The organism is Flavobacterium sp. GSB-24 (assembly GCF_027924665.1).
In the GTDB taxonomy this organism is placed as follows: domain Bacteria; phylum Bacteroidota; class Bacteroidia; order Flavobacteriales; family Flavobacteriaceae; genus Flavobacterium.
In genome coordinates, this window is sequence record NZ_AP027043.1 from 528,658 (window position 1) to 548,629 (window position 19,972).

General features: G+C 32.5%; 18 protein-coding genes. 8 read left to right on the forward strand and 10 right to left on the reverse strand.

What is annotated here, in order from left to right; genetic code table 11:
* Positions 1-101: 101 nt before the first annotated feature.
* Together QMG60_RS02580 and QMG60_RS02585 are read right to left on the reverse strand one after the other, a co-directional pair.
* Entirely contained in the window at positions 102-1,187 is a 1,086-nt protein-coding gene (locus tag QMG60_RS02580; protein ID WP_281866776.1) for an ATP-binding protein, read from the reverse strand.
* Positions 1,188-1,415: 228 nt separating this feature from the next.
* Positions 1,416-2,099 carry a response regulator transcription factor gene (locus tag QMG60_RS02585; protein ID WP_017496206.1) on the reverse strand — a complete coding sequence of 228 codons (684 nt, stop codon included), beginning with the start codon at positions 2,097-2,099 and terminating at the stop codon, positions 1,416-1,418.
* A gap of 233 nt (positions 2,100-2,332) precedes the next feature.
* Here QMG60_RS02585 and QMG60_RS02590 point away from each other — a divergent pair, with 233 nt between their 5' ends.
* The 4 genes from QMG60_RS02590 (at position 2,333) to QMG60_RS02605 (ending at position 8,081) form a co-directional block, all read left to right on the forward strand.
* Positions 2,333-5,107, forward strand: a complete 2,775-nt coding sequence (locus QMG60_RS02590; protein ID WP_281866777.1) for a TonB-dependent receptor — start codon at positions 2,333-2,335, stop codon at positions 5,105-5,107.
* 206 nt (positions 5,108-5,313) lie between these two features.
* On the forward strand, positions 5,314-6,441 hold the full coding sequence (locus QMG60_RS02595) for a hypothetical protein (protein WP_057115106.1): 1,128 nt from the start codon (positions 5,314-5,316) through the stop codon (positions 6,439-6,441).
* A gap of 201 nt (positions 6,442-6,642) precedes the next feature.
* The gene (locus tag QMG60_RS02600; RefSeq protein ID WP_281866778.1) at positions 6,643-6,981 is read left to right on the forward strand and encodes a T9SS type A sorting domain-containing protein; all 339 of its coding nucleotides are present in this window, start codon (positions 6,643-6,645) and stop codon (positions 6,979-6,981) included.
* A gap of 119 nt (positions 6,982-7,100) precedes the next feature.
* Positions 7,101-8,081, forward strand: coding sequence for an acyl transferase (locus tag QMG60_RS02605; RefSeq protein ID WP_281867921.1), 981 nt, complete (start codon positions 7,101-7,103; stop codon positions 8,079-8,081).
* 71 nt (positions 8,082-8,152) lie between these two features.
* Here the strand turns inward: QMG60_RS02605 and QMG60_RS02610 are convergent, their stop codons facing one another.
* The gene (locus QMG60_RS02610) at positions 8,153-8,497 is read right to left on the reverse strand and encodes a hypothetical protein (protein ID WP_057115109.1); all 345 of its coding nucleotides are present in this window, start codon (positions 8,495-8,497) and stop codon (positions 8,153-8,155) included.
* 478 nt (positions 8,498-8,975) lie between these two features.
* Positions 8,976-10,271 (reverse strand): tyrosine--tRNA ligase, encoded by a 1,296-nt coding sequence (tyrS, locus tag QMG60_RS02615; protein ID WP_281866779.1) that lies wholly within the window; start codon positions 10,269-10,271, stop codon positions 8,976-8,978.
* Between the two features lie 211 nt (positions 10,272-10,482).
* Between tyrS and QMG60_RS02620 the strand changes: the two genes are divergently transcribed.
* Entirely contained in the window at positions 10,483-11,481 is a 999-nt protein-coding gene (locus QMG60_RS02620; RefSeq protein WP_281866780.1) for an NAD-dependent epimerase/dehydratase family protein, read from the forward strand.
* Here the strand turns inward: QMG60_RS02620 and QMG60_RS02625 are convergent.
* Genes QMG60_RS02625 through QMG60_RS02635 form a run of 3 tightly spaced genes read right to left on the reverse strand, consistent with a single transcriptional unit; the run spans position 11,476 to position 14,049 of the window.
* Positions 11,476-11,964 (reverse strand): DUF4296 domain-containing protein, encoded by a 489-nt coding sequence (locus QMG60_RS02625; protein WP_281866781.1) that lies wholly within the window; start codon positions 11,962-11,964, stop codon positions 11,476-11,478. The genes QMG60_RS02620 and QMG60_RS02625 overlap by 6 nt on opposite strands.
* 9 nt (positions 11,965-11,973) lie before the next feature.
* Positions 11,974-13,314, reverse strand: a complete 1,341-nt coding sequence (locus QMG60_RS02630) for a dihydroorotase (RefSeq protein WP_281866782.1) — start codon at positions 13,312-13,314, stop codon at positions 11,974-11,976.
* A gap of 9 nt (positions 13,315-13,323) precedes the next feature.
* Positions 13,324-14,049 carry a polyprenol monophosphomannose synthase gene (locus tag QMG60_RS02635; protein ID WP_281866783.1) on the reverse strand — a complete coding sequence of 242 codons (726 nt, stop codon included), beginning with the start codon at positions 14,047-14,049 and terminating at the stop codon, positions 13,324-13,326.
* A gap of 106 nt (positions 14,050-14,155) precedes the next feature.
* Between QMG60_RS02635 and QMG60_RS02640 the strand changes: the two genes are divergently transcribed.
* From QMG60_RS02640 to QMG60_RS02650, 3 genes are all read left to right on the forward strand, one after another.
* Positions 14,156-14,824, forward strand: coding sequence for a DUF4271 domain-containing protein (locus tag QMG60_RS02640; RefSeq protein WP_281866784.1), 669 nt, complete (start codon positions 14,156-14,158; stop codon positions 14,822-14,824).
* A 14-nt stretch (positions 14,825-14,838) separates the two neighbouring features.
* Positions 14,839-15,588, forward strand: coding sequence for a uroporphyrinogen-III synthase (locus QMG60_RS02645; protein ID WP_012022647.1), 750 nt, complete (start codon positions 14,839-14,841; stop codon positions 15,586-15,588).
* A gap of 240 nt (positions 15,589-15,828) precedes the next feature.
* Positions 15,829-16,299: an Lrp/AsnC ligand binding domain-containing protein gene (locus tag QMG60_RS02650; protein WP_012022648.1), complete on the forward strand. Its 471-nt coding sequence runs from the start codon at positions 15,829-15,831 to the stop codon at positions 16,297-16,299.
* A 142-nt stretch (positions 16,300-16,441) separates the two neighbouring features.
* Here the strand turns inward: QMG60_RS02650 and QMG60_RS02655 are convergent, their stop codons facing one another.
* The 3 genes from QMG60_RS02655 to QMG60_RS02665 form a co-directional block, all read right to left on the reverse strand.
* Positions 16,442-17,128 carry a zinc metallopeptidase gene (locus tag QMG60_RS02655; RefSeq protein WP_281866785.1) on the reverse strand — a complete coding sequence of 229 codons (687 nt, stop codon included), beginning with the start codon at positions 17,126-17,128 and terminating at the stop codon, positions 16,442-16,444.
* Between the two features lie 104 nt (positions 17,129-17,232).
* Positions 17,233-17,862 (reverse strand): response regulator transcription factor, encoded by a 630-nt coding sequence (locus QMG60_RS02660; RefSeq protein WP_057115117.1) that lies wholly within the window; start codon positions 17,860-17,862, stop codon positions 17,233-17,235.
* Positions 17,863-17,877: 15 nt separating this feature from the next.
* Entirely contained in the window at positions 17,878-19,866 is a 1,989-nt protein-coding gene (locus QMG60_RS02665) for a sensor histidine kinase (protein ID WP_281866786.1), read from the reverse strand.
* Positions 19,867-19,972: the final 106 nt, after the last annotated feature.

Sequence of the window (19,972 nt, forward strand, 5' to 3'; positions counted from 1 at the left end):
AACCAGATGTTACTATAATAAAAATTTAATGTTATGGCCGAAAACGAAATGTTGATTTATTGTTAAACACCTTCATTTTAGGGCTTTCAGCAAAAATGACGTTACGATTTTTTAACGTCTATTTTTTGATTTTTAAATGCTTTTTCGAGCGTAAAAGAGAATTCTGAACCAATTCCGAACTCACTTTCTACATAAACCTTCTCTTTATGCGCTTCAATAATATGTTTTACAATCGCTAATCCTAAACCAGAACCTCCTTCAGAACGGGTTCCGCTTTTATCAACTCGGTAAAAACGTTCAAAAAGTCTTGGGATATTTTGTTTTTCAACTCCTTCTCCGTTATCACTAATACGAATCAAGACTTTTTTCTTGGTTAAGTTTACAACTCCGACTTCTGTTAAACCGCCTTCTTTTCCGTATTTAATGGAGTTCACAATTAGGTTTTCTAAAACCTGCTGAATTCTGTCCTGATCTCCGCGAATGATAACTGACTGCACATTTTTACTTTCAAATGCCAATTTGATTTTCTTTTTATCGGCTTTCATTTCCAATAAATCAAAAACATTTTGAATGAGCTCAACGATATCAAAATCGGTCATATTTAGATCTAAATCGCCCGATTCTAATTTGGTGATCATATCCAAATCTTCAACTATATATATCAAACGCTCTACACCTTTTTCGGCACGTTTTAAATATTTTTTGCGAATGTGTTTGTCATCCATTGCGCCATCAAGTAAAGTTGAAACATAACCTTGTACGGTAAACAAAGGCGTTTTAAGTTCGTGCGACACGTTTCCTAAAAACTCTCTTCGGTATTGTTCTCGAATTTCGAGCATTTCGATTTCGAGTTTTTTATCGGTTGCAAACTTTTTCACTTCTCGCGAAAGCGTTTCCATATCAGTATTAATTGGCTGATTGATAAGCGTTGTAGATTCTAATAACGAAACCTCATCGTAAATTTTCTTTACTCTTCTATAAATGAAACGTTCTACACGATATTGTATAACCAAGAACGAGAATATGTAAATCGCAATGATGAAAATTATCCCAAAAGCTACTTGATGTTTCAGTTGGTTTTTATAAAATAAAGACATTAGAATCAGCACAAATCCAGTCGAGAAGAGACTAATATACAATGCCGATTTTATAGCAAATTTGTATGTTTTTTTAAAATTAATTTTCATTGATAATATTTAACCATTAAGAGATTATTATGTTTTACCATATAAGTGATATAAGTTCATTTAAATTCAAAGCTCATAATTCTTACCATAAAAATAAGAATTTAAAAAGTTCATCTTATCAAAGTTTGAACTTTGACAAAGATGAACTTAGTATAGTATAACCAAAAGTACGTTCTATAATTTAAATGAAATTATATCACTTATATGGTTCAAATTTTTATTGACTGTTTATACTTCAAATTTATAACCAACTCCTTTTATAGTTTTAAAAAGGTCTTCGCCTATTTTCTCGCGCAGTTTTCTGATGTGAACATCAATTGTTCTTCCTCCAACTACAACTTCGTTACCCCAAACTTTATCTAGAATTTCATCTCTTTTAAAAACTTTTCCAGGTTTTGAAGCTAATAAATAAAATAATTCGAATTCTTTTCTTGGCAAAGCAATTTCTACATTGCCTTTTATGATTTTATATTCTTCACGGTTAATCTCGATTCCGCCTACATTTAAAGTATCTGAAACCACTTCTTGTTCTTTTAACCTTCTTAACAAAGCCTTTACTTTCGATACCAATAATTTTGGTTTAATAGGTTTGGTAATATAGTCATCAGCACCAGCGTCAAAACCAGCTACTTGAGAATAATCTTCACTTCTTGCTGTAAGGAATGTTATGATAACATTATTTAATTCAGGAATTTTTCTAATATGCTCGCACGCTTCCATTCCGTCCATTTCTGCCATCATCACATCCATAATAATTAATTCTGGCAATTCTTTCTGAGCCTTTGCTATAGCTTCTTTTCCGTTAGAAGCTGTAACAATCTGGTAGCCTTCTTGAGCAAGGTTATAGCCAACGATTTCTAAGATATCCGGTTCGTCGTCAACTAATAAAATCTTAGTTTGTGTTTTTTTCATAAATAGCAAAAATTGAGATTTTTACATCAAATCTTTTTAATTATTTATCCGATGTTTTTTATTTCACAGGGTAAATATACTAACAAAAGAACCTTTAAAAATTGGTGTTAACGGTAATTTAATCTGGTAACAATTTGATAATCTTTAGCACACAAAAACATAACAAGTTCGTAACATGGACTTCACGGCGCAGTTATTTCTTTGCACAAAAATAAATTAAACACAACACTGAAATGAAATTCAATTTAAGATTTCTCTTTATTGCATTATTTATCTGTACGATTTCGATCGCGCAAAACAAAGGTACAATTTCTGGAGTTCTAACCGACAAAGAAATGAACAATGAAGTTTTACCATTTGCTAATGTTTTAGTTAAAGGTACAAATATTAGCGTAAACACTGACGTAGACGGAAAATATTCGTTGAGCGTAAATCCAGGAAATTATACTCTTATTTTTAGTTTTTTAGGATATGAATCTGTAGAAACTCCAGTTGCTGTAAAAGCAAATGAAACTGTAGTTATCAATCAAACTCTTTCTTCTGGAAGTTATACACTTAAGGATGTAGTTGTAAAATCTGCAACAGTAAACAAACAAAAAGAATCGGCATTATTATTAGATCAAAAAAACGCAGTTTCTTTTAAAGCTGCAATTGGTGCTGAGGAAATAGCTAGAAAAGGAGTTAATGATGTGGCTAATGCAGTTGCAAAAGTTAGTGGAGTTTCTAAACAAGATGACTCAGGAAATGTCTTTGTTAGAGGTTTAGGTGACCGTTACAATGTAACTACTTTAAATGGTCTTCCGTTACCATCAAACAATCCGGCAAACAAAAACATTCTTTTAGAAATTTTCTCTACAAACATTGTAGATAATATTGGAATCAGCAAAACTTTTGAAGCTCAAAACTATGCCGATTTTGGAGGAGCTAATATTGACATCAGCGCTAAAAAATTCAGCGGAAGCCCTTTTATTACTTTTTCTATCGGTACTGGAGCAAACACAAATGTTTTAGGACAAGATCATTTTTACCTGCAAGACGGACCGTCTTACACTGGATTTAAAAAAGTAGGTATTCCTGATGCTCCTTTACTTCCTTATAGTTATACAACAAGCTGGGATAGACAAGAGAACAAAAATGTATTAAATGCTTTTTACACATTATCTGGAGGAAAGAAATTTAATATCAATGACGAAAGTTCAATTGGTACATTTGTCACAGGATCTTTCAGTGCAAAAAACAAATATACTGAAGGTTACAGCAGAGGAGGAATTACTTCTGACGGAGATATCTTTTCTGACTTTGTTAGAACGGCTTACAAACATAACACTACAACAACTGTTATGGGTACAGCTGATTATAAAATCAATAATAAAAACTCGATCTTCTTTACTTCTTTATTCTTAAATTCAAGTGATCAGGATTACAGTGAGTACGAAGGAACAAATCAAAATTTTGACGGTGGCGGAGATGCTACTCAACAAATTACTGGTTTTATTAAACGTGGAACTTTTGAAAGAACTCAATTAATTGTAAACCAATTAACAGGAAAAAACAAATTCAACGATCAGTGGAATTTAAATTGGGGAGTAGGATACAGTATTTCTAACAGTGCAATTCCAGATCGTATGCAAAACTCTTTTGTATATGCTCCAAATGCGATAGACTATACTTTCTTTACTAATTCGAACATCAATAATCACCGATTTTTTCAAGATTTAAAGGAAAATGAAATCGCTGCAAATGTTGCGCTTACTTATAACTTCAAAAAAGGCAGTGATGATATTTATAAGGGAAAGGTAACTGTTGGTTATTCAGGAAAATTTAAGGATGTAGATTACGACATGGAACAATATTCGTTCTTCCCAGACCGAAGCACAATTTCTTTTCCTAAAGAAGATATTCACCACGTAGACAACTATTTAGATCCTGCACACTGGGGTTCATCTTACTCAAATAGAATCCACCAAGAATATAATGGAAACTTAGATATCAATGCTGCATTCCTGAATGTTCAATATTCTTTAACTGAAAGATTGAGTGTGATATTAGGTGCAAGATTAGAGCAACTGACTCAGAATGTTTACTATATCACAACAACAGTTCCAGGCGGAGACAGTTCAAATGACTCTAAATTTAATATCTTACCAAGTTTAATTTCAAAGTATACATTAACAGACAAGCAAAACTTAAAGTTTTCTGCTAGTAAAACATATACGCTTCCTCAGTTTAAAGAAAAAGTGCCAATTATTTACGAAGATGTAGCACAAGCATACGAAGGAAACCCTAATTTATATGCTTCAACAAATTATAATTTCGATTTAGGATGGGAATTTTTCCCGAAAGCAGGTGAGTTAATCTCCGTAACTGCATTTGGAAAAATCATTCAAAATCCAATCAACGAAATGTTCTTGAATTCGTCTTCAAATGACATTTCATATGCAAATACAGGAGATAAAGGAACAGTAGCAGGGGTTGAAGTAGAATTTAGAAAAGACATTTTTGAAATTGAAAAAAATGATAACTTAAAAACAAAACTTTCTTTTGATGCAAACGGATCATATTTATACACAAACCAAGATCTAAGCAATGATAAAGTAAACAATGAAAATGATTTTGGAGCAAACTTTACATTTACTGAAAGTAAATTAACCGGAGCTTCTAACTTCTTAGCAAATGCTAACATTTCATTCTTAAATCAATTTACAGAAAGTAAGGATATTTCAGCAACAGTATCTTACTCTTATTTCTCAGATAAACTTGCTGTAATTGGAACTTCAAGAGTTGGAAACATGGTTGACAAAGCTGTGAATAAGTTAGATTTTATCTTGAACACAAGTTTGACTAAAAGCTTAAAATTAGGTCTTATTTACAACAACATTTTAAACCCAACTTTCGAGCGTGTACAAGAGCAAGGGAAAGTACCAGGAAAAGAAGCTATTGGTGACATTATAGTGACTTCATACAAAGCTGGTTCAGATCTAAGACTTACTTTAAACTACACTTTCTAAGAGAGATATTTTCAATAAATTATAAAAGGTGATTAGACAATACTAATCACCTTTTTTTTATCCAAAATTGCAATGTAAATTTTATATTAAGACGGTACGGTTTTACCCCATCATACTTAATAGATTGTTAATATCGTCTTAACTCAGCAAAAACATATGTTCATTTACTTTGCCTTAAATAAATAAAACAATAAAACACAACAAAAATGAAAAAAAGTTTATTTGCAATGGCTGCAATATTAGGACTTGCTTTAACAAGCTGTAGTTCTGATGATAACAAAGACACAAACAACAGCTCTTTTGTTTTAAAAGTTGACGATTTAAAAGGAGAGATTAAAGACGGTACTGTAACTTTAGATCCTACTCAAACTTATACTTTAACTGGAGGTTTAGTTGTTAAAGGTGGAGCTACTTTAGTAATTCCTGCTGGGACAGTAATTAAAAGTTCTCCTACTGCAGAAGCAACTTCTTTATATATTGCTGTAGAAAGAAACGCTAAAATTAACATCAATGGTACAGCTGCGAAACCAGTTATTATGACATCTGGAAAAGCAACTCCTGCTCAAAGTGACTGGGGTGGATTAATTATCGCTGGTAATGGTAAAGTAAACACTGGAGACAATGGTACTTCTGAAGTAGGTGGTTTAAGCTACGGAGGAAATGACAATTCAGATTCTTCTGGAAATATTAACTTCTTGAAAATTTCTTACACAGGTTCTAAATACACTTCTGAAAAAGAATACAATGGAGTTTCTTTCTTCGGAGTAGGTTCTGGAACTATAGTGTCTGACATCTACACTTTCGAAAGTGGTGATGACGGAATCGAATTTTTCGGTGGAGCAGTAAATGCTACTAACTTAACAATCATAAACTCTTATGATGATTCTTTAGATTTTGCTGACGGATGGCAAGGTACTGCTACAAACGTTTACATTAAAGGTGTAAGTAAAGCAGGAGTTGAAGGATCTACTAACGCTAAAGATCCAAGTGGGGCTGTTCCAATGACTAACGCTAAAATAACTAACATCTCTATCATTAAAGGTGGTGCTACTTTTACAGCTGATGAAAAAGCAATCAACTACAAAGAAGGTGGTGGAAAACAAGCTTACACAAACTTATATGTTGCTAACGATATGCCTGCTGCTCTTGCTAAATTATCTACAGATGCTGGTGCAACTGCAAATATTGCTGCTGGTAACTTTACTATCACAAACTATACTTTTGGAGCTCAGATCACTGATGTAACTGGTCCTAAATTGTCTGGAACAACTACTGGTGCAATTGGTGCTGGTGCTGGTGCTGACTTACCAACTTGGGCTAACTGGACTAAATAATCCAAATTTAGATCATAAAAAACAAAAAAGCTGTCCGAAATATTTCAGACAGCTTTTTTTGCTAACCAAGTTATTATCAAAATAACATTCTTAATAACTTCGAACACATAATGTTAAAAACATCCTAAATATTTAGGATGTTTTTTTTTGGCGCACTTTTTGTAATTTTTTTTGTATATTTACAATATCCAAATATACGCGATGGCAAAAAACTACTTTTATATTACTTTCTTATTGGCATTTTTCTTTACTGTGAGCGTCTCGGCGCAAGACAGCAAGCAATTACCAAAAACTCAAGAATCTACTTCTATTGAGGGGCTAAGCTTGTACCCTAACCCTGTTACTAATGGCAAAGTGTACATATCCTCTAAGAACGATTTAGAGAAAGAAGTTATTGTCTTTGATATTTTAGGAAAAAAAGTACTGCAAGCACATTTAACCTCTAGAGAATTAAATGTTGCCGAATTACCTTCAGGGGTTTATATCATTAAGATAAGCGAACAAAACGCATCTGCAACCCGAAAACTCATTATCCGTTAAGATATAGAAAAAGCTCCAAATGGAGCTTTTTTAGTTTTCAGTCATAGTTCTCAGTTTACAAACTGCAACTGAAAACTGTGACTGCGACTAAAAAATAAATATCTTTGCAAAAAAAAGTTTTGATCACAGCCAGCGATATATTTACGATTTCGAGTCAGAAACAATTTGAAAAAATAGCACTAAAAGTGTTTCGTTTTCAGCACGAAAACAATAAGGTTTATCGCGATTTTTGTGATTTCCTAAAAGTTAATCCGCAACAGGTAAAGTCATTACAACAAATTCCATTTTTACCTATTCAATTTTTCAAAAGCCACGACGTAGTTTCAAACAATGATTCCGCGCAAGTAACTTTTACCAGCAGCGGTACTACTGGAATGATTACAAGCAGGCATTTGGTAACAGATGTTAAGCTTTACGAAGAAAGTTATCGCAAAGGATTTTCTCAGTTTTATGGCAATATAGAAGACTATGTAGTTTTAGCCCTTTTGCCGTCTTATTTGGAACGTGAAGGATCTTCGTTAATCTATATGGTCGATGACTTAATTAAACTCTCTAATCAGCCAGAAAGTGGGTTTTATTTACACAACTACGGAGAACTTACCCAAAAGCTAATTGAACTGGACAATTCGGGTCAAAATGTTATTTTAATTGGCGTGACTTACGCTTTATTAGATTTGATCGAAAAACATCAATTCAATCTTCAAAATACCATTATAATGGAAACTGGAGGTATGAAAGGAAAACGCAAAGAAATGATCCGAGAAGAATTGCACGAACAGCTTTGCAAAGGTTTCGGCGTTTCTTCTATTCATTCAGAATACGGAATGACAGAACTTTTAGCGCAGGCCTATTCTTTAGGAGAAGGTGTTTTCGAATGTCCGTCTTGGATGAATATTTTAATTCGCGATCCAGAAGATGCTCTCACTTATGTGAAGGATGGAAAAACTGGCGGAATCAATGTTATTGATTTGGCAAATATTAATTCATGCTCCTTTATTGCCACACAAGATTTAGGCAAAAAAAATCCCAACAACTCTTTCGAGGTTTTGGGACGTTTTGATAATTCTGATATTCGCGGTTGTAATTTGATGGTTTTATAGTTTAATCGTTGATTTGTTGAACCGTTTAATCATATTTACTTTCGATTAAACAATTAACTCGTAATCAAAAATCAATTTTCATCACTTACACCAATACTTTCTATACCTTCTTTTTTCTGTAGTAGTTTTTCTTTTTGACCTTTGTGTTCTAATAATTTATAAACTCCATAACAAGTCAGAACTCCACAAAGTACAAAAAGTATATTCCATCCTGCACTGCTAAAACTACTGTCATCAATACTATCTAAACCTCCAATAAAAACAGACAGAAGCCCTACAACAAATCCAGCAAGAAGAGTTCCTGCATAATAAGATATTATTCCAATAGCGAAATAACCCCATTTGTTCTTATCATATTCTAAGGCCAGATTAGTAAAGCCTTTCCAAATCCAGTAAATAAATAAAATTAGAAGCATATCTTATGTTTGTTTTAAGATGATAAACTTAGTAAAAAAACATATACTTTTTCATAGTAGAAGTTAAAGAGCAAAAGTCCCAAAAAAATAAATTTGGTTCAGTGAATAAATTAACCAATCCAGAACAAATACAGTCCTAATAATCTCTTTTTACTTGGTCAGTACATAACAACCATAATTTTAATATTCCGTAGGAATATCTCATCGGTAGAAAAAAGAATATTATTTAGCATTGTGTCCTGTAGGGGCACTTGTTATTATACAATACTCTCTCTGTTAGTCAAACGTTCCTACGGAACGTAAAACGAAATCCAAATTTTTATTCTACCGATGAGACATTCCTACGGAACGAATCGTTCGTTAAACGAAAAAATCCGAATATTCTTTTCGAATATTCGGATTTCTGACATTATAAAAATGTCTCTTATTTAATCGCAAAATTCCGATTAAACAATTAAACAACTACTCGATTAAAAGATTAAACAACGCGAATCACAAAATAATTTTTCTTTCCGCTTTGTAATAAAACAAATTGATTATTAATCAAATCATTTGATGTTAATACAAAATCTTCTTTTATTTTCTCTCTATTTACAGAAATAGAATTAGCTGTTAAAGCTCTTCTAGCTTCTCCGTTCGATTTAAAAAAACCTGTTTTTTCATTCAAAACAGTAATAATATCCAATCCGTTTTCTAAATCAGCTTTTGCGATTTCAGCTTGCGGAACTCCATCAAAAACTTCTAAAAAAGTAGCTTCATCCAATTTTTTCAAATCTTCTGCAGTTGAATTTCCAAATAAAATATTAGAAGCTTGAATTGCTTTTTCTAATTCTTCTCTATTGTGAACAAAAACAGTAATTTCTTCTGCCAGTTTCTTTTGCAAAACTCTTAAATGCGGAGCTGTTTTATGCTCTTCAATTAATGCATCAATAGTATCTTTATCTAAGAAAGTAAAGATTTTGATATATTTCTCAGCATCAACATCTGTAGTGTTTACCCAAAATTGGTAAAATTTATATACCGAAGTTTTATCAGCATCTAACCAAACATTTCCTCCTTCAGATTTACCGAATTTAGATCCGTCTGCTTTTGTAATCAAAGGCGTTGTTAAAGCGTAAGCTTTTGCGTTTTCGCCTCCCATTCTGCGCACTAATTCTGTACCCGTGGTAATATTACCCCATTGGTCAGAACCTCCCATTTGCAAGATGCAGTTGTTATTTTTATATAAATGATAAAAATCGTAACCTTGAATTAACTGATATGTAAACTCTGTAAAAGACATTCCCTCACCTTCACCGCTAAATCTCTTTTTTACAGAATCTTTAGCCATCATATAATTTACAGTAATTCTTTTTCCAACTTCACGTGCAAAATCGATAAAAGAGAATTCTTTCATCCAATCGTAGTTATTCACCATTACTGGTGCATTTGCTTCGGTTGAACTAAAATCTAAGAAACGAGACAAGACACTTTTAATTCCTGCAACGTTTTTAGCCAAAGCTTCTTCGTCAAGCAAATTTCTTTCATCAGATTTACCAGAAGGATCACCAATCATTCCTGTTGCCCCACCCACTAAAGCAATCGGTCTGTGTCCGAAATTTTTTAGGTGAACCAATAAAATAATCTGAACCATACTCCCGATATGCAGTGAATCTGCCGTTGGATCAAAACCAATATACGCAGTGGTAGCCTCTTTTAGTAATTGTTCTTCCGTTCCAGGCATACTATCATGATATAACCCGCGCCATTTTAATTCTTCAACTAGATTCTTCATTTTTTAAAATAATTTGCGCAAATATAATCAATGGCAATGGCAATATCAAAAAGCAATTCCAATATCAATCGTAAAACTCAATTTCAATTTCAGTTTCAACATCAATTTCAATCGCAAAAGTCAATTACAAAATCTATTTCAACACCAAAACCTTTTTAACTTTGAACCTTTGTCCCTTTGCACCTTAAACCAAAAAACTTATCTTTACAAAATGATATTAGTAACTGGAGGAACTGGTTTAGTCGGCGCACATTTATTACTTCATTTAATTGAAAATGGAGAAAATGTTCGGGCTGTTTATAGATCAAAAAGTAAAATCGAAAAAACAAAATCGGTTTTTGAGTTCTATAAAAAACCAGATTTATTTGAAAAAATAAATTGGATTGAGGCTGATATTTTAGATGTTCCTTCCTTAGAAAATGCTTTTATCGACATCACTCAGGTTTATCATTGTGCCGCCTTGATTTCATTTGATCCGAGAGACGAAGAAAAACTCAGAAAAACAAATATCGAAGGAACGGCAAACATGGTTAATTTTTCTATTGCCAAAAACATAGAAAAATTTTGTTTTATAAGTTCAATCGCTGCCTTGGGCGATATTGCAGCACACGAAACGCATATTACCGAAGAAACAGATTGGAATCCCGAAAAACCACACAGCGATTACGCCATTTCTAAATATGGTGCTGAAATGGAAGTTTGGCGCGGACAGCAAGAAGGCTTAAAGGTGATTATTGTAAATCCTGGAGTAATTTTAGGTCCACCCAAAATGACGATTTTTGAAGAAGGAAGCAGTAAAATCTACCAAAAAGTTTCTAACGGCCTTCCGTTTTACACACTCGGAAGTACTGGATTTATTTCTGTGGATGATGTAATAAAAACTACTATTGAATTAATGAAAAGCGACATTAAAAATGAACGTTTTACATTAATTGCAGATAACATTGTTTTTAGAGATCTTTTAAATACCGTTGCAGATGCATTAAAAGCAAAAAGACCTCATATCCATGCTAAACCATTTTTTATGAATTTCTTATGGATTGCTGATGGAATATTTTCGACCTTATTTTTTAGAGAAAGAAGTATTACCAAAGCAACTGCAAAAGCCTCTTACTCTAAGAATTTATATAGTAATGAAAAAATAAAAACCGCTCTAGGAACGGTTTTTACTGATATTCATCAGTACATTAAAGACAGTTCAAAATTATAATTGTCTTCTATTTTTTCTTTGCGCCATTTTTATAGAATCAATATTGATTTTTGGAATGTTTTTTTTGATAGAATCTTTCGAAACTTCCTTCAATTCCTTTGGCTTATTTTTATTCTCTTTTGCTGCTTTTTTCTCATCGATTTTTGCAAGAGAATCTGCTGCTCTTTGATTTTTAGCCAATCTTTTATTTACCTCATCAAACATATCTTTATAGCTTTCATAATCAGAAGCATAATATATATTATTCTGAACAAACTGCAGACTGTCTACTTTATATTTTTGTAAAATAAATTTTGTTGGATCACTGTTTATCGAATCTAAAGACAATGGTTTTTGATACCTCATTGCTTCAAGAAGCGACAAATCATACATGATATCAACCATTTTTTCTCTTTCAATAAGCTTCGCAGGCTGTTTTACCAGCTCTTTTTTGCAGCTTATAGAAAGAAACAAAACCAATACTATTACTATAAAGTTCTTCATAGTCGTTTTTTATCTGTCAAATAATAATCGTTTTCCGGCTCTCGTATCTTTTACTTTGAAATTATTATAAACCAATTCTCCGTTTACAAAAGTATGCGTAATTCTAGATTTGAAAGTAAAATTCTCAAAAGGCGACCATCCGCATTTGTATAAAATATTCTCTGGTTTTACACTCCAAGGCAGGCTCGGATTTACAATAACCAAATCGGCGTGATAACCTTCTCTTATAAAACCTCTTTTTTCAATTTTGAAAATTTTAGCTGGATTGTGGCACATTTTTTCCACTATTTTCTCCACGCTTATTTTACCTTGATGATGTGCTTCAAACATAGCTACAACAGCATGCTGTACAAGCGGACCACCAGAAGGTGCTTTTAAATACGACTGCATTTTTTCCTCTTTTGTATGAGGTGCGTGGTCTGTAGCAATTACATCAATTCGCCCGTCGTTCAAAGCTTTCCAAAGTTCAGCACGATCTTCGGCAGTTTTTACGGCTGGGTTCCATTTAATGAAATTACCTTTTGTTTTATAATCCTCGTCTGTAAACCAAAGATGATGCACACAAACCTCAGCAGTAATCTTTTTATCTTCTAACGGAATTTTATTCGTAAACAATTCCATTTCTTTCGCAGTTGAAAGATGGAAAATATGAAGTCTTGCTCCTGTGCGTTTTGCCAAAGCAACTGCTTTTGAAGAAGAAATATAACAAGCCTCTGCACTTCTAATTAAATTATGCGCAGTTACGGGAACATCTTCTCCATACTGCTCTTTAAAAGCAGCAAGATTATTTTGAATTGTAGTTTCATCTTCGCAGTGAACCGCAATTAGCATTGGTGTGCTAGAAAAAATCTTTTCTAAAACTGCTTCGTTATCCACCAGCATATTTCCTGTTGACGAACCTAAGAAAATTTTAATTCCGGCAACGTTTTTTGGATTTGTTTTTAAAACTTCCTCTAAGTTATCATTTGTTGCACCCATCATAAACGAATAATTCGCAAATGATTTTTGAGATGCAATTTGATATTTATCTTCTAAAATTTCTTGTGTTACTGCATTAGGAACCGTATTTGGCTGTTCGATAAAAGAAGTAATCCCTCCAGCAACAGCAGCTCGAGATTCAGATTCGAGATCTCCTTTATGCGTTAAACCTGGTTCTCTAAAATGTACTTGATCGTCAATTGCTCCCGGCATTAAATAACTTCCCTCGGCATCGATTACTATACAATCTGATGTTTTTAACGAAATGCTGTCGGCAATTTCAACAATCAAATCATTTTCTATTAAAACATCTCCTTCAAAAATTGTCCCTTCGTTTACAATTTTGGCATTTTTTATTAAAATCCTATTCATGATGTTGGTTTATAATGAATTGACTAATTTTCTTAATCTAAGTGAAATTACGCCTAGTATAGCTTCTTTAATAATGGCATTACTCATTTTAGAAACTCCTTTTGTTCTATCTGTAAAGATAATAGGAACTTCTGTAATTTGAAATTTTGCACAGTATGTTCTGTATTTCATTTCGATTTGAAACGCATACCCAACAAATTTTATTTTATTCAAATTGATTTTTTCCAGAACTTCTCGTTTGTAACATACAAAACCTGCAGTGGCATCATGAATTTTCATTCCTGTGATAAATTTCACGTAAACCGATGCAAAATAAGACATCAAAACTCGGCTTAGAGGCCAGTTTACAACGTTTACACCCGTTACATAACGAGAACCAATTGCAAGGTCTGCGCCACCAAAATGGCAGGCATCGTACAGCTTTTCTAAATCATTTGGGTTATGGGAAAAATCGGCATCCATTTCAAAAATAAATTGATAATTGCGTTCTAAAGCCCACTTGAAGCCATGAACATAAGCTGTTCCTAAACCTGATTTTTTGGTTCTTTGTTCTAAAAAAAGCTTATCTGGAAATTCTTCCTGTAATGCAATCACTTTTTTTGCAGTATGATCAGGAGAATTGTCATCAATAATCAGCAGATTAAAAGATTTATGCTGCGAAAGTACTGCTCTTACTATACTTTCTATATTCTCAATTTCGTTATATGTGGGAATTATGACAATACTATCATTCATTTTTTCTCGGTAATTTCACCGCAAAAGTAAACTTTTTATAGCATTTGATTCATAATAAATATATAATAAAAGTATTGCATCAAAAAATTACTAATTTTGTAACGCTATGATTGAACAACTTCATCCTCGAATTCTGGAAAACAAAGACTGGGCAACACTTTTGTTTGTGCTGACCTTTGCTGTTGTTGCCATGACAAAATCTGCTTATGAATCTAGATTTAGTGAATTTAGTAAACTTATTTTTTCTGATAAATATGCTAAAATTTATCGCGACAACAACCATTTAAAAAGCAGTTTTACAGTTGGTTTATTTTTTGTACAAATTGTTTCGTACGCATTTTTCATTTTGCTTACGATGAACATTTTTGGACAGGCCTCTAAAACTGATTGGGTTTTGTTTATTCAGATCGCAACTTTCCTTCTTTATTTCATTTTAGGAAAGTATTTAATCGAGAAAATCGTAGCAACTTCATTCAACATTGATGAATTTGTAGAACTTTTTAACTTACAAAAAGTAACTTACAGAACATATATTGGCGTTTTAATCCTTCCAATCAATGCTATTTTGTTCTATTACAATAATATTCCACAAATCATACCGATAATAATCATAGGTATTTCCCTGTGTATTAGTGTATACTCTTACTTTATTTCAATTAAAACATATCAAAACGCAATTATCAGCAAGTTATTTTATTTTATTTTATATCTTTGCGCTCTTGAAATAGCCCCTTATTATTTTCTTTATTATTGGATAACAAAAGGGAGTGCTTAGAAAATGTTTATAATATGAAAGTGAAAACAATTTTGGTGTCACAGCCTGAACCTAAAGTGGAGAATTCTCCTTACTTTGAGCTCCAACAAAAACACAAAATAAAAATTGATTTCAGACCATTTATTCATGTGGAAGGGGTTAGCGCAAAAGAGATTCGATTACAAAAAATCGATCTTAATCATTACACTGCGATCATTTTAACAAGTAGAAATGCTGTAGATCATTTTTTTAGAGTTGCTGATGAAATGCGTTATAAAGTTCCTGAAGGATTGAAGTATTTCTGTCAATCTGAGGCTGTTGCGTTTTACCTTCAAAAGTATGTTGTGTACAGAAAACGTAAAATTTACGTTGGAGCAAAAGATTTTGCGGATTTATCTCCGCTGATTAAGAAGTACAAAGACGAAAAGTTTTTACTTCCTGCATCTGATCAATTAAATGCAGATGCTCCTATAACATTAAACAGTCTTAAAGTAGATTGGGCACAAGCTATTTTTTACAGAACTGTAATGAGTGATTTGTCTGACTTAGCTGATGTTTATTATGACGTTTTAGCTTTTTTCAGCCCTACTGGAATTAAATCTTTGTTTAAGAATTTCCCAGATTTCAAACAAAACGACACCAGAATCGCAGTATTTGGAAGCACAACTCAAAAAGAAGCTTTAGATCATGGTTTAAGAATTGATATTCTTGCTCCAACTCCTGAAACACCTTCTATGACAATGGCTTTAGAAAAATACGTTGCAGAAGCAAACAAAGGAAAATAACATTAAGAAATATAATTTTTAAAAATCCAAATTCCAACTAATCACTGGGATTTGGATTTTTTGTTTTAACGACTTCATAAATCAAACACAATAAGTGGTTCAACCACTGGAACGCATTTGGATTTTCTTAAATTGGAATTTGGGTTTTTTACATTGGAATTTCTATTTACAAGCCATTTTAATTACATTTGATTTCTATTCTAAACCCAAATCACAAAAAATAGTTTCAAATTATAAGTTATGAAAATCAACTCCCTCTTAATTGAAATTGACGGTATCGATAAAGAAATTCTTCGGTATTTAATGGACGATGCCCGAAAACCAATTTTGCAAATCGCCAATAAAATCGGAATTTCTGGTGCGGCAATTCATCAGAGATTAAAAAAATTAGAGCAATCCGGCGTTATTTCTGGGTCTAAATTTACTGTAAACCCAAAGGTTTTAGGTTACAACACAATGGCGTTTATTGGAGTTTATTTGGATAAAGCTTCCCGAAATTCGGAAGCTGTAAAAGAACTTAGAAAAATTCCTGAAGTTTTAGAATGCCATTATACTACTGGAAACTGGTCTGTTTTAATTAAAATCATCTGTCGTGACAACGAACATTTAATGCAGTTGCTAAATACCAAAATTCAAGCGATTGAAGGTGTTTCGAGAACTGAAACTTTTATTTCTTTAGATCAGCAGATTGATAGACAGATTCAGCTTTAGCAATCTAAAATTCCAATTTTCAAAATCCAAATTCCAAATTCGAAAAGTATTACTGATTCATTCGTTATCGGAAAGAATAAAAAAATTCCAAACCTGACAGATTTGGAATTTGGAATTTTAAAATATTGAAAATTTAAATTAACTAATTTCTCCTGCTTCCCGAATAAATCGAGATATAGTACAGCAACGTGGCGATAGAACCAATTGCAGCTACTACATACGTTCTTGCAGCCCATTTTAAAGCATCTTTTGCTCCTGCCTGCTCTTCTTGTGTCAGCATTTGTTTATTTTCCAACCAGGCCAGCGCACGGTTACTCGCATCGTATTCTACAGGAAGTGTAATAATCGAAAACAAGGTTGTTGCCGCGAAAACTATAATCCCAATTAATAATAATTGTGGAAAAACCTTAATCATTAAGATTCCCGCAATTAAAATCCATTGCACGTAGTTTGAAGCAACGCTTACGATTGGCACTAATTTTGAACGCATTGTCAGCCATTCGTAACCAATTGCATGTTGTACGGCGTGACCGCATTCGTGTGCTGCAACTGCTGCAGCTGCCGCGTTTCTGTGATTATAAACGGCTTCACTTAAATTTACTGTTTTATCTGAAGGATTATAATGGTCTGTTAACTGACCTGGTGTCGAAATAACACGAACATCTGTAATTCCGTTATCGGCAAGCATTTTTTCGGCAATTTCAGCACCGCTCATTCCGTTTCTTAGTTGCAATTTCGAATATAATTCAAATTTGCTCTTTAGCTGAGAACTTACCAGCCAGCTGAACAACATTATAGCTCCAGCAATAATTAGATATCCAGATCCCATATTTTCTAGTGTTTTTAGATTGATTTTTAAATTTACAAAACAAACTGCAAATTATGAACCATTTTAACAAAATGTCATTTTGACATTTATTTACCGAATTTGTCTCAGTTTAACATATTGTTCTTAAGCAGAAAAGCAATCAATTCTGCTACGTTTTTCATTTTATATTTTTGAAGAATATTTCGACGATGAGTTTGAACCGTCAAAAAACTCAAAAACAAATCATCTGCAATTTCCTGAGTCGATTTTCCCTGCGAAAGCAATAATGCAATATCACGTTCTCTTCTGCTTAAACCTGGAATGCGTTCTAAGTCTTCAGATAAAGGCTGGCTGATTATGGTTTTTACTTCTTCACTAAAAACAATTTCACCTTCAATAGCTTTATAAATACAATTTTTAAATTCATCAAAAGAGGCATTTTTCAAGATATAGCCATTCCCTCCATTTTGAATAAACTGCATTACCAAGCTTCTTTCAGATTGACTGCTCATGCCGATAATTACAATTTTAGGATGTTTTTGTTTAATGGTTTTACACAAATCAACGCCATTTATAACTGGCAGAAAAATATCCATTAAGATGAGATCAACTTTATTGTCTTCGATATATTCTAAAAGCGATACTCCCGACTCAAATTTTTCTACGATCTTAATAGCATCCAAATCCGACAACAAACCTGCTATTCCCGAAATCACAATCGGATGATCGTCTACAATTACTGTTTTATGTATCATTTATATAGTCTGGATTTAAATTTTTAATTCAATATATACTGAAGTCCCTTTATTGACAACCGAATCAATTTCTAGTTTCCCATTCAAAAATGCGACGCGGTTTTTAATATTTCGCAGTCCCATACCTTCTCTTTTTTCGGCGTGTTTTACATTAAATCCTACTCCATTGTCTTCTACAGTAATAAAGAACACATCTTTATTCTGCGAACAGGAAACTAAAATTTGTGAAGCTTTAGCATATTTTAAAGCATTATTTAGAAGTTCCTGTATTATGCGATAAATCATAATTTCAAAATGCTGTGGAAATTTTGATTTTTTAATTAAATACTGAAACTCAACGACAGTTTCTAAAGTAGAATGAGAAACACACAAATCTTTCAACGCATGTTCAAGTCCCAATTTCATTAAACTTTCGGGCATTAAATTTTGAGAAATATTACGAAGCTCTTTAATCGAGTCGTTTAGCATTTCATTAATGTTCGGACTGTTTTCGTTATTTTCTCGGTTGACAAGACTCAAATGCATTTTCAAGCCAGAAAGCATACTTCCTAATCCATCGTGTAAATCTCTTGCAATTCTCTTTCGTTCGATTTCTTCACCTTGAATCAATGCATTTGAAATCGATAATTTCTGTTGATTTTCAAGCGCTGATAATTCTTGCTGTAAATTGACTTCTTTCTGAAAACTCAGCTTTTTTTGATAGTTATTATAAATCCATAAAAACAAAACTGTTAGGAACAACAAAAACGAAAGCGCTGCAAAAAGCATTGTGTTTAATCGATTATTATTGACTTGTAAAACTGCTTTTTCATTTTCTGACTGCAGTAAAGAGATTTTCTTCTCACTTTCTGCTTTTTTATATTTTGCCTCGAGTTCAATAATTTCATTTTTCAGATTGGCATCGTTCAAACTATCATTTATAACATTGTATTTATGCGAATACGAATAGGCTTTGGAGTATTCTTTTGTCGCATTATAAACTTTAGATAATTCTTTATAATAATTTTTTTTGTCAACAATAAATGGTGTGTTTTGCACCAGATATTCTAGATTACTTTTAGCTTTAACGTAGTTTTTGAGTTTAAAAAGCACTTCATACTCCGCAAATTTTAATCTGTTTAATGCGATAGAGTTACCATGTTTTATAGAAGAATTTATGCCTTTCTCAAAACTTATTAATGCTTCATTGTGTTTATTTTGTTTAGCATAATAAATTCCTTCTGCATAAAAATAAGAATCATTCAAATTCGATTCTGGATATTTTTTTAAGGTCACAAAAGCTTTATCGAGTATACTTTTAGCATCATAAAAATGTTTAAGTTCTACCAAATTCTCTGCATTTATGATATAAGTTTCCATTTTAGACTCTGCAAGCGTCGGAGACTTTTTAGTAGTATTTTCGATATATTTTTGGGCTTGATCGAGATATTCTGCAGCTTTTTCCCTTTCACCATTATTCATGAAAATAATGGCAACGGCTTTATTTAAACCGCTGATTAATTCATAATCACCGCTTTTTTTGGCAATAGGAATAGCTTCATTCACCAACAGGCGCATATAAGCATTTTCATTATTCTTGCGCTGCTGCATAATACCATAATTCTGAAGTATAATTGCCCGAATCCTATAAGCTTCTTTATAGCGGTATTTTTTAAGTTTTTCATTAGCTTCTAATAAGGCTTTTTCAAAACCATCTATATCGCCTTTTTCAATAAAACTGTAAGCATTATAATAAAGCGAAATATCCCGTAAGAAAGGAAATTTTGTTTTTAATCGATTTCCTTGTTCGAGGTATTCTTTGGATTTTTTGGCATCCTGAACCATTAAAAATAATTTGGACAGTCTAAAACTGTTCAAACTTTTAATGCTGTCGGACTTTACATTTTTTGTAGACTTAACAATACTGTCAATGTAAACCGTATCGTCATCTAATGAAAGGATTACTTGTGAATTGGAAATAGCAGAAAAAAATAAAAAAAAGATAAAGGCGTAGATTTTCTTCATAAATGGGTATTTACTCAAAGTTATTAAAGCTTAGCGACTTTCAAAAAAAAATTAGCTCTTTTACCTGATATCAGGTAATAAAAAATACATTTTATCAGGTATTGAT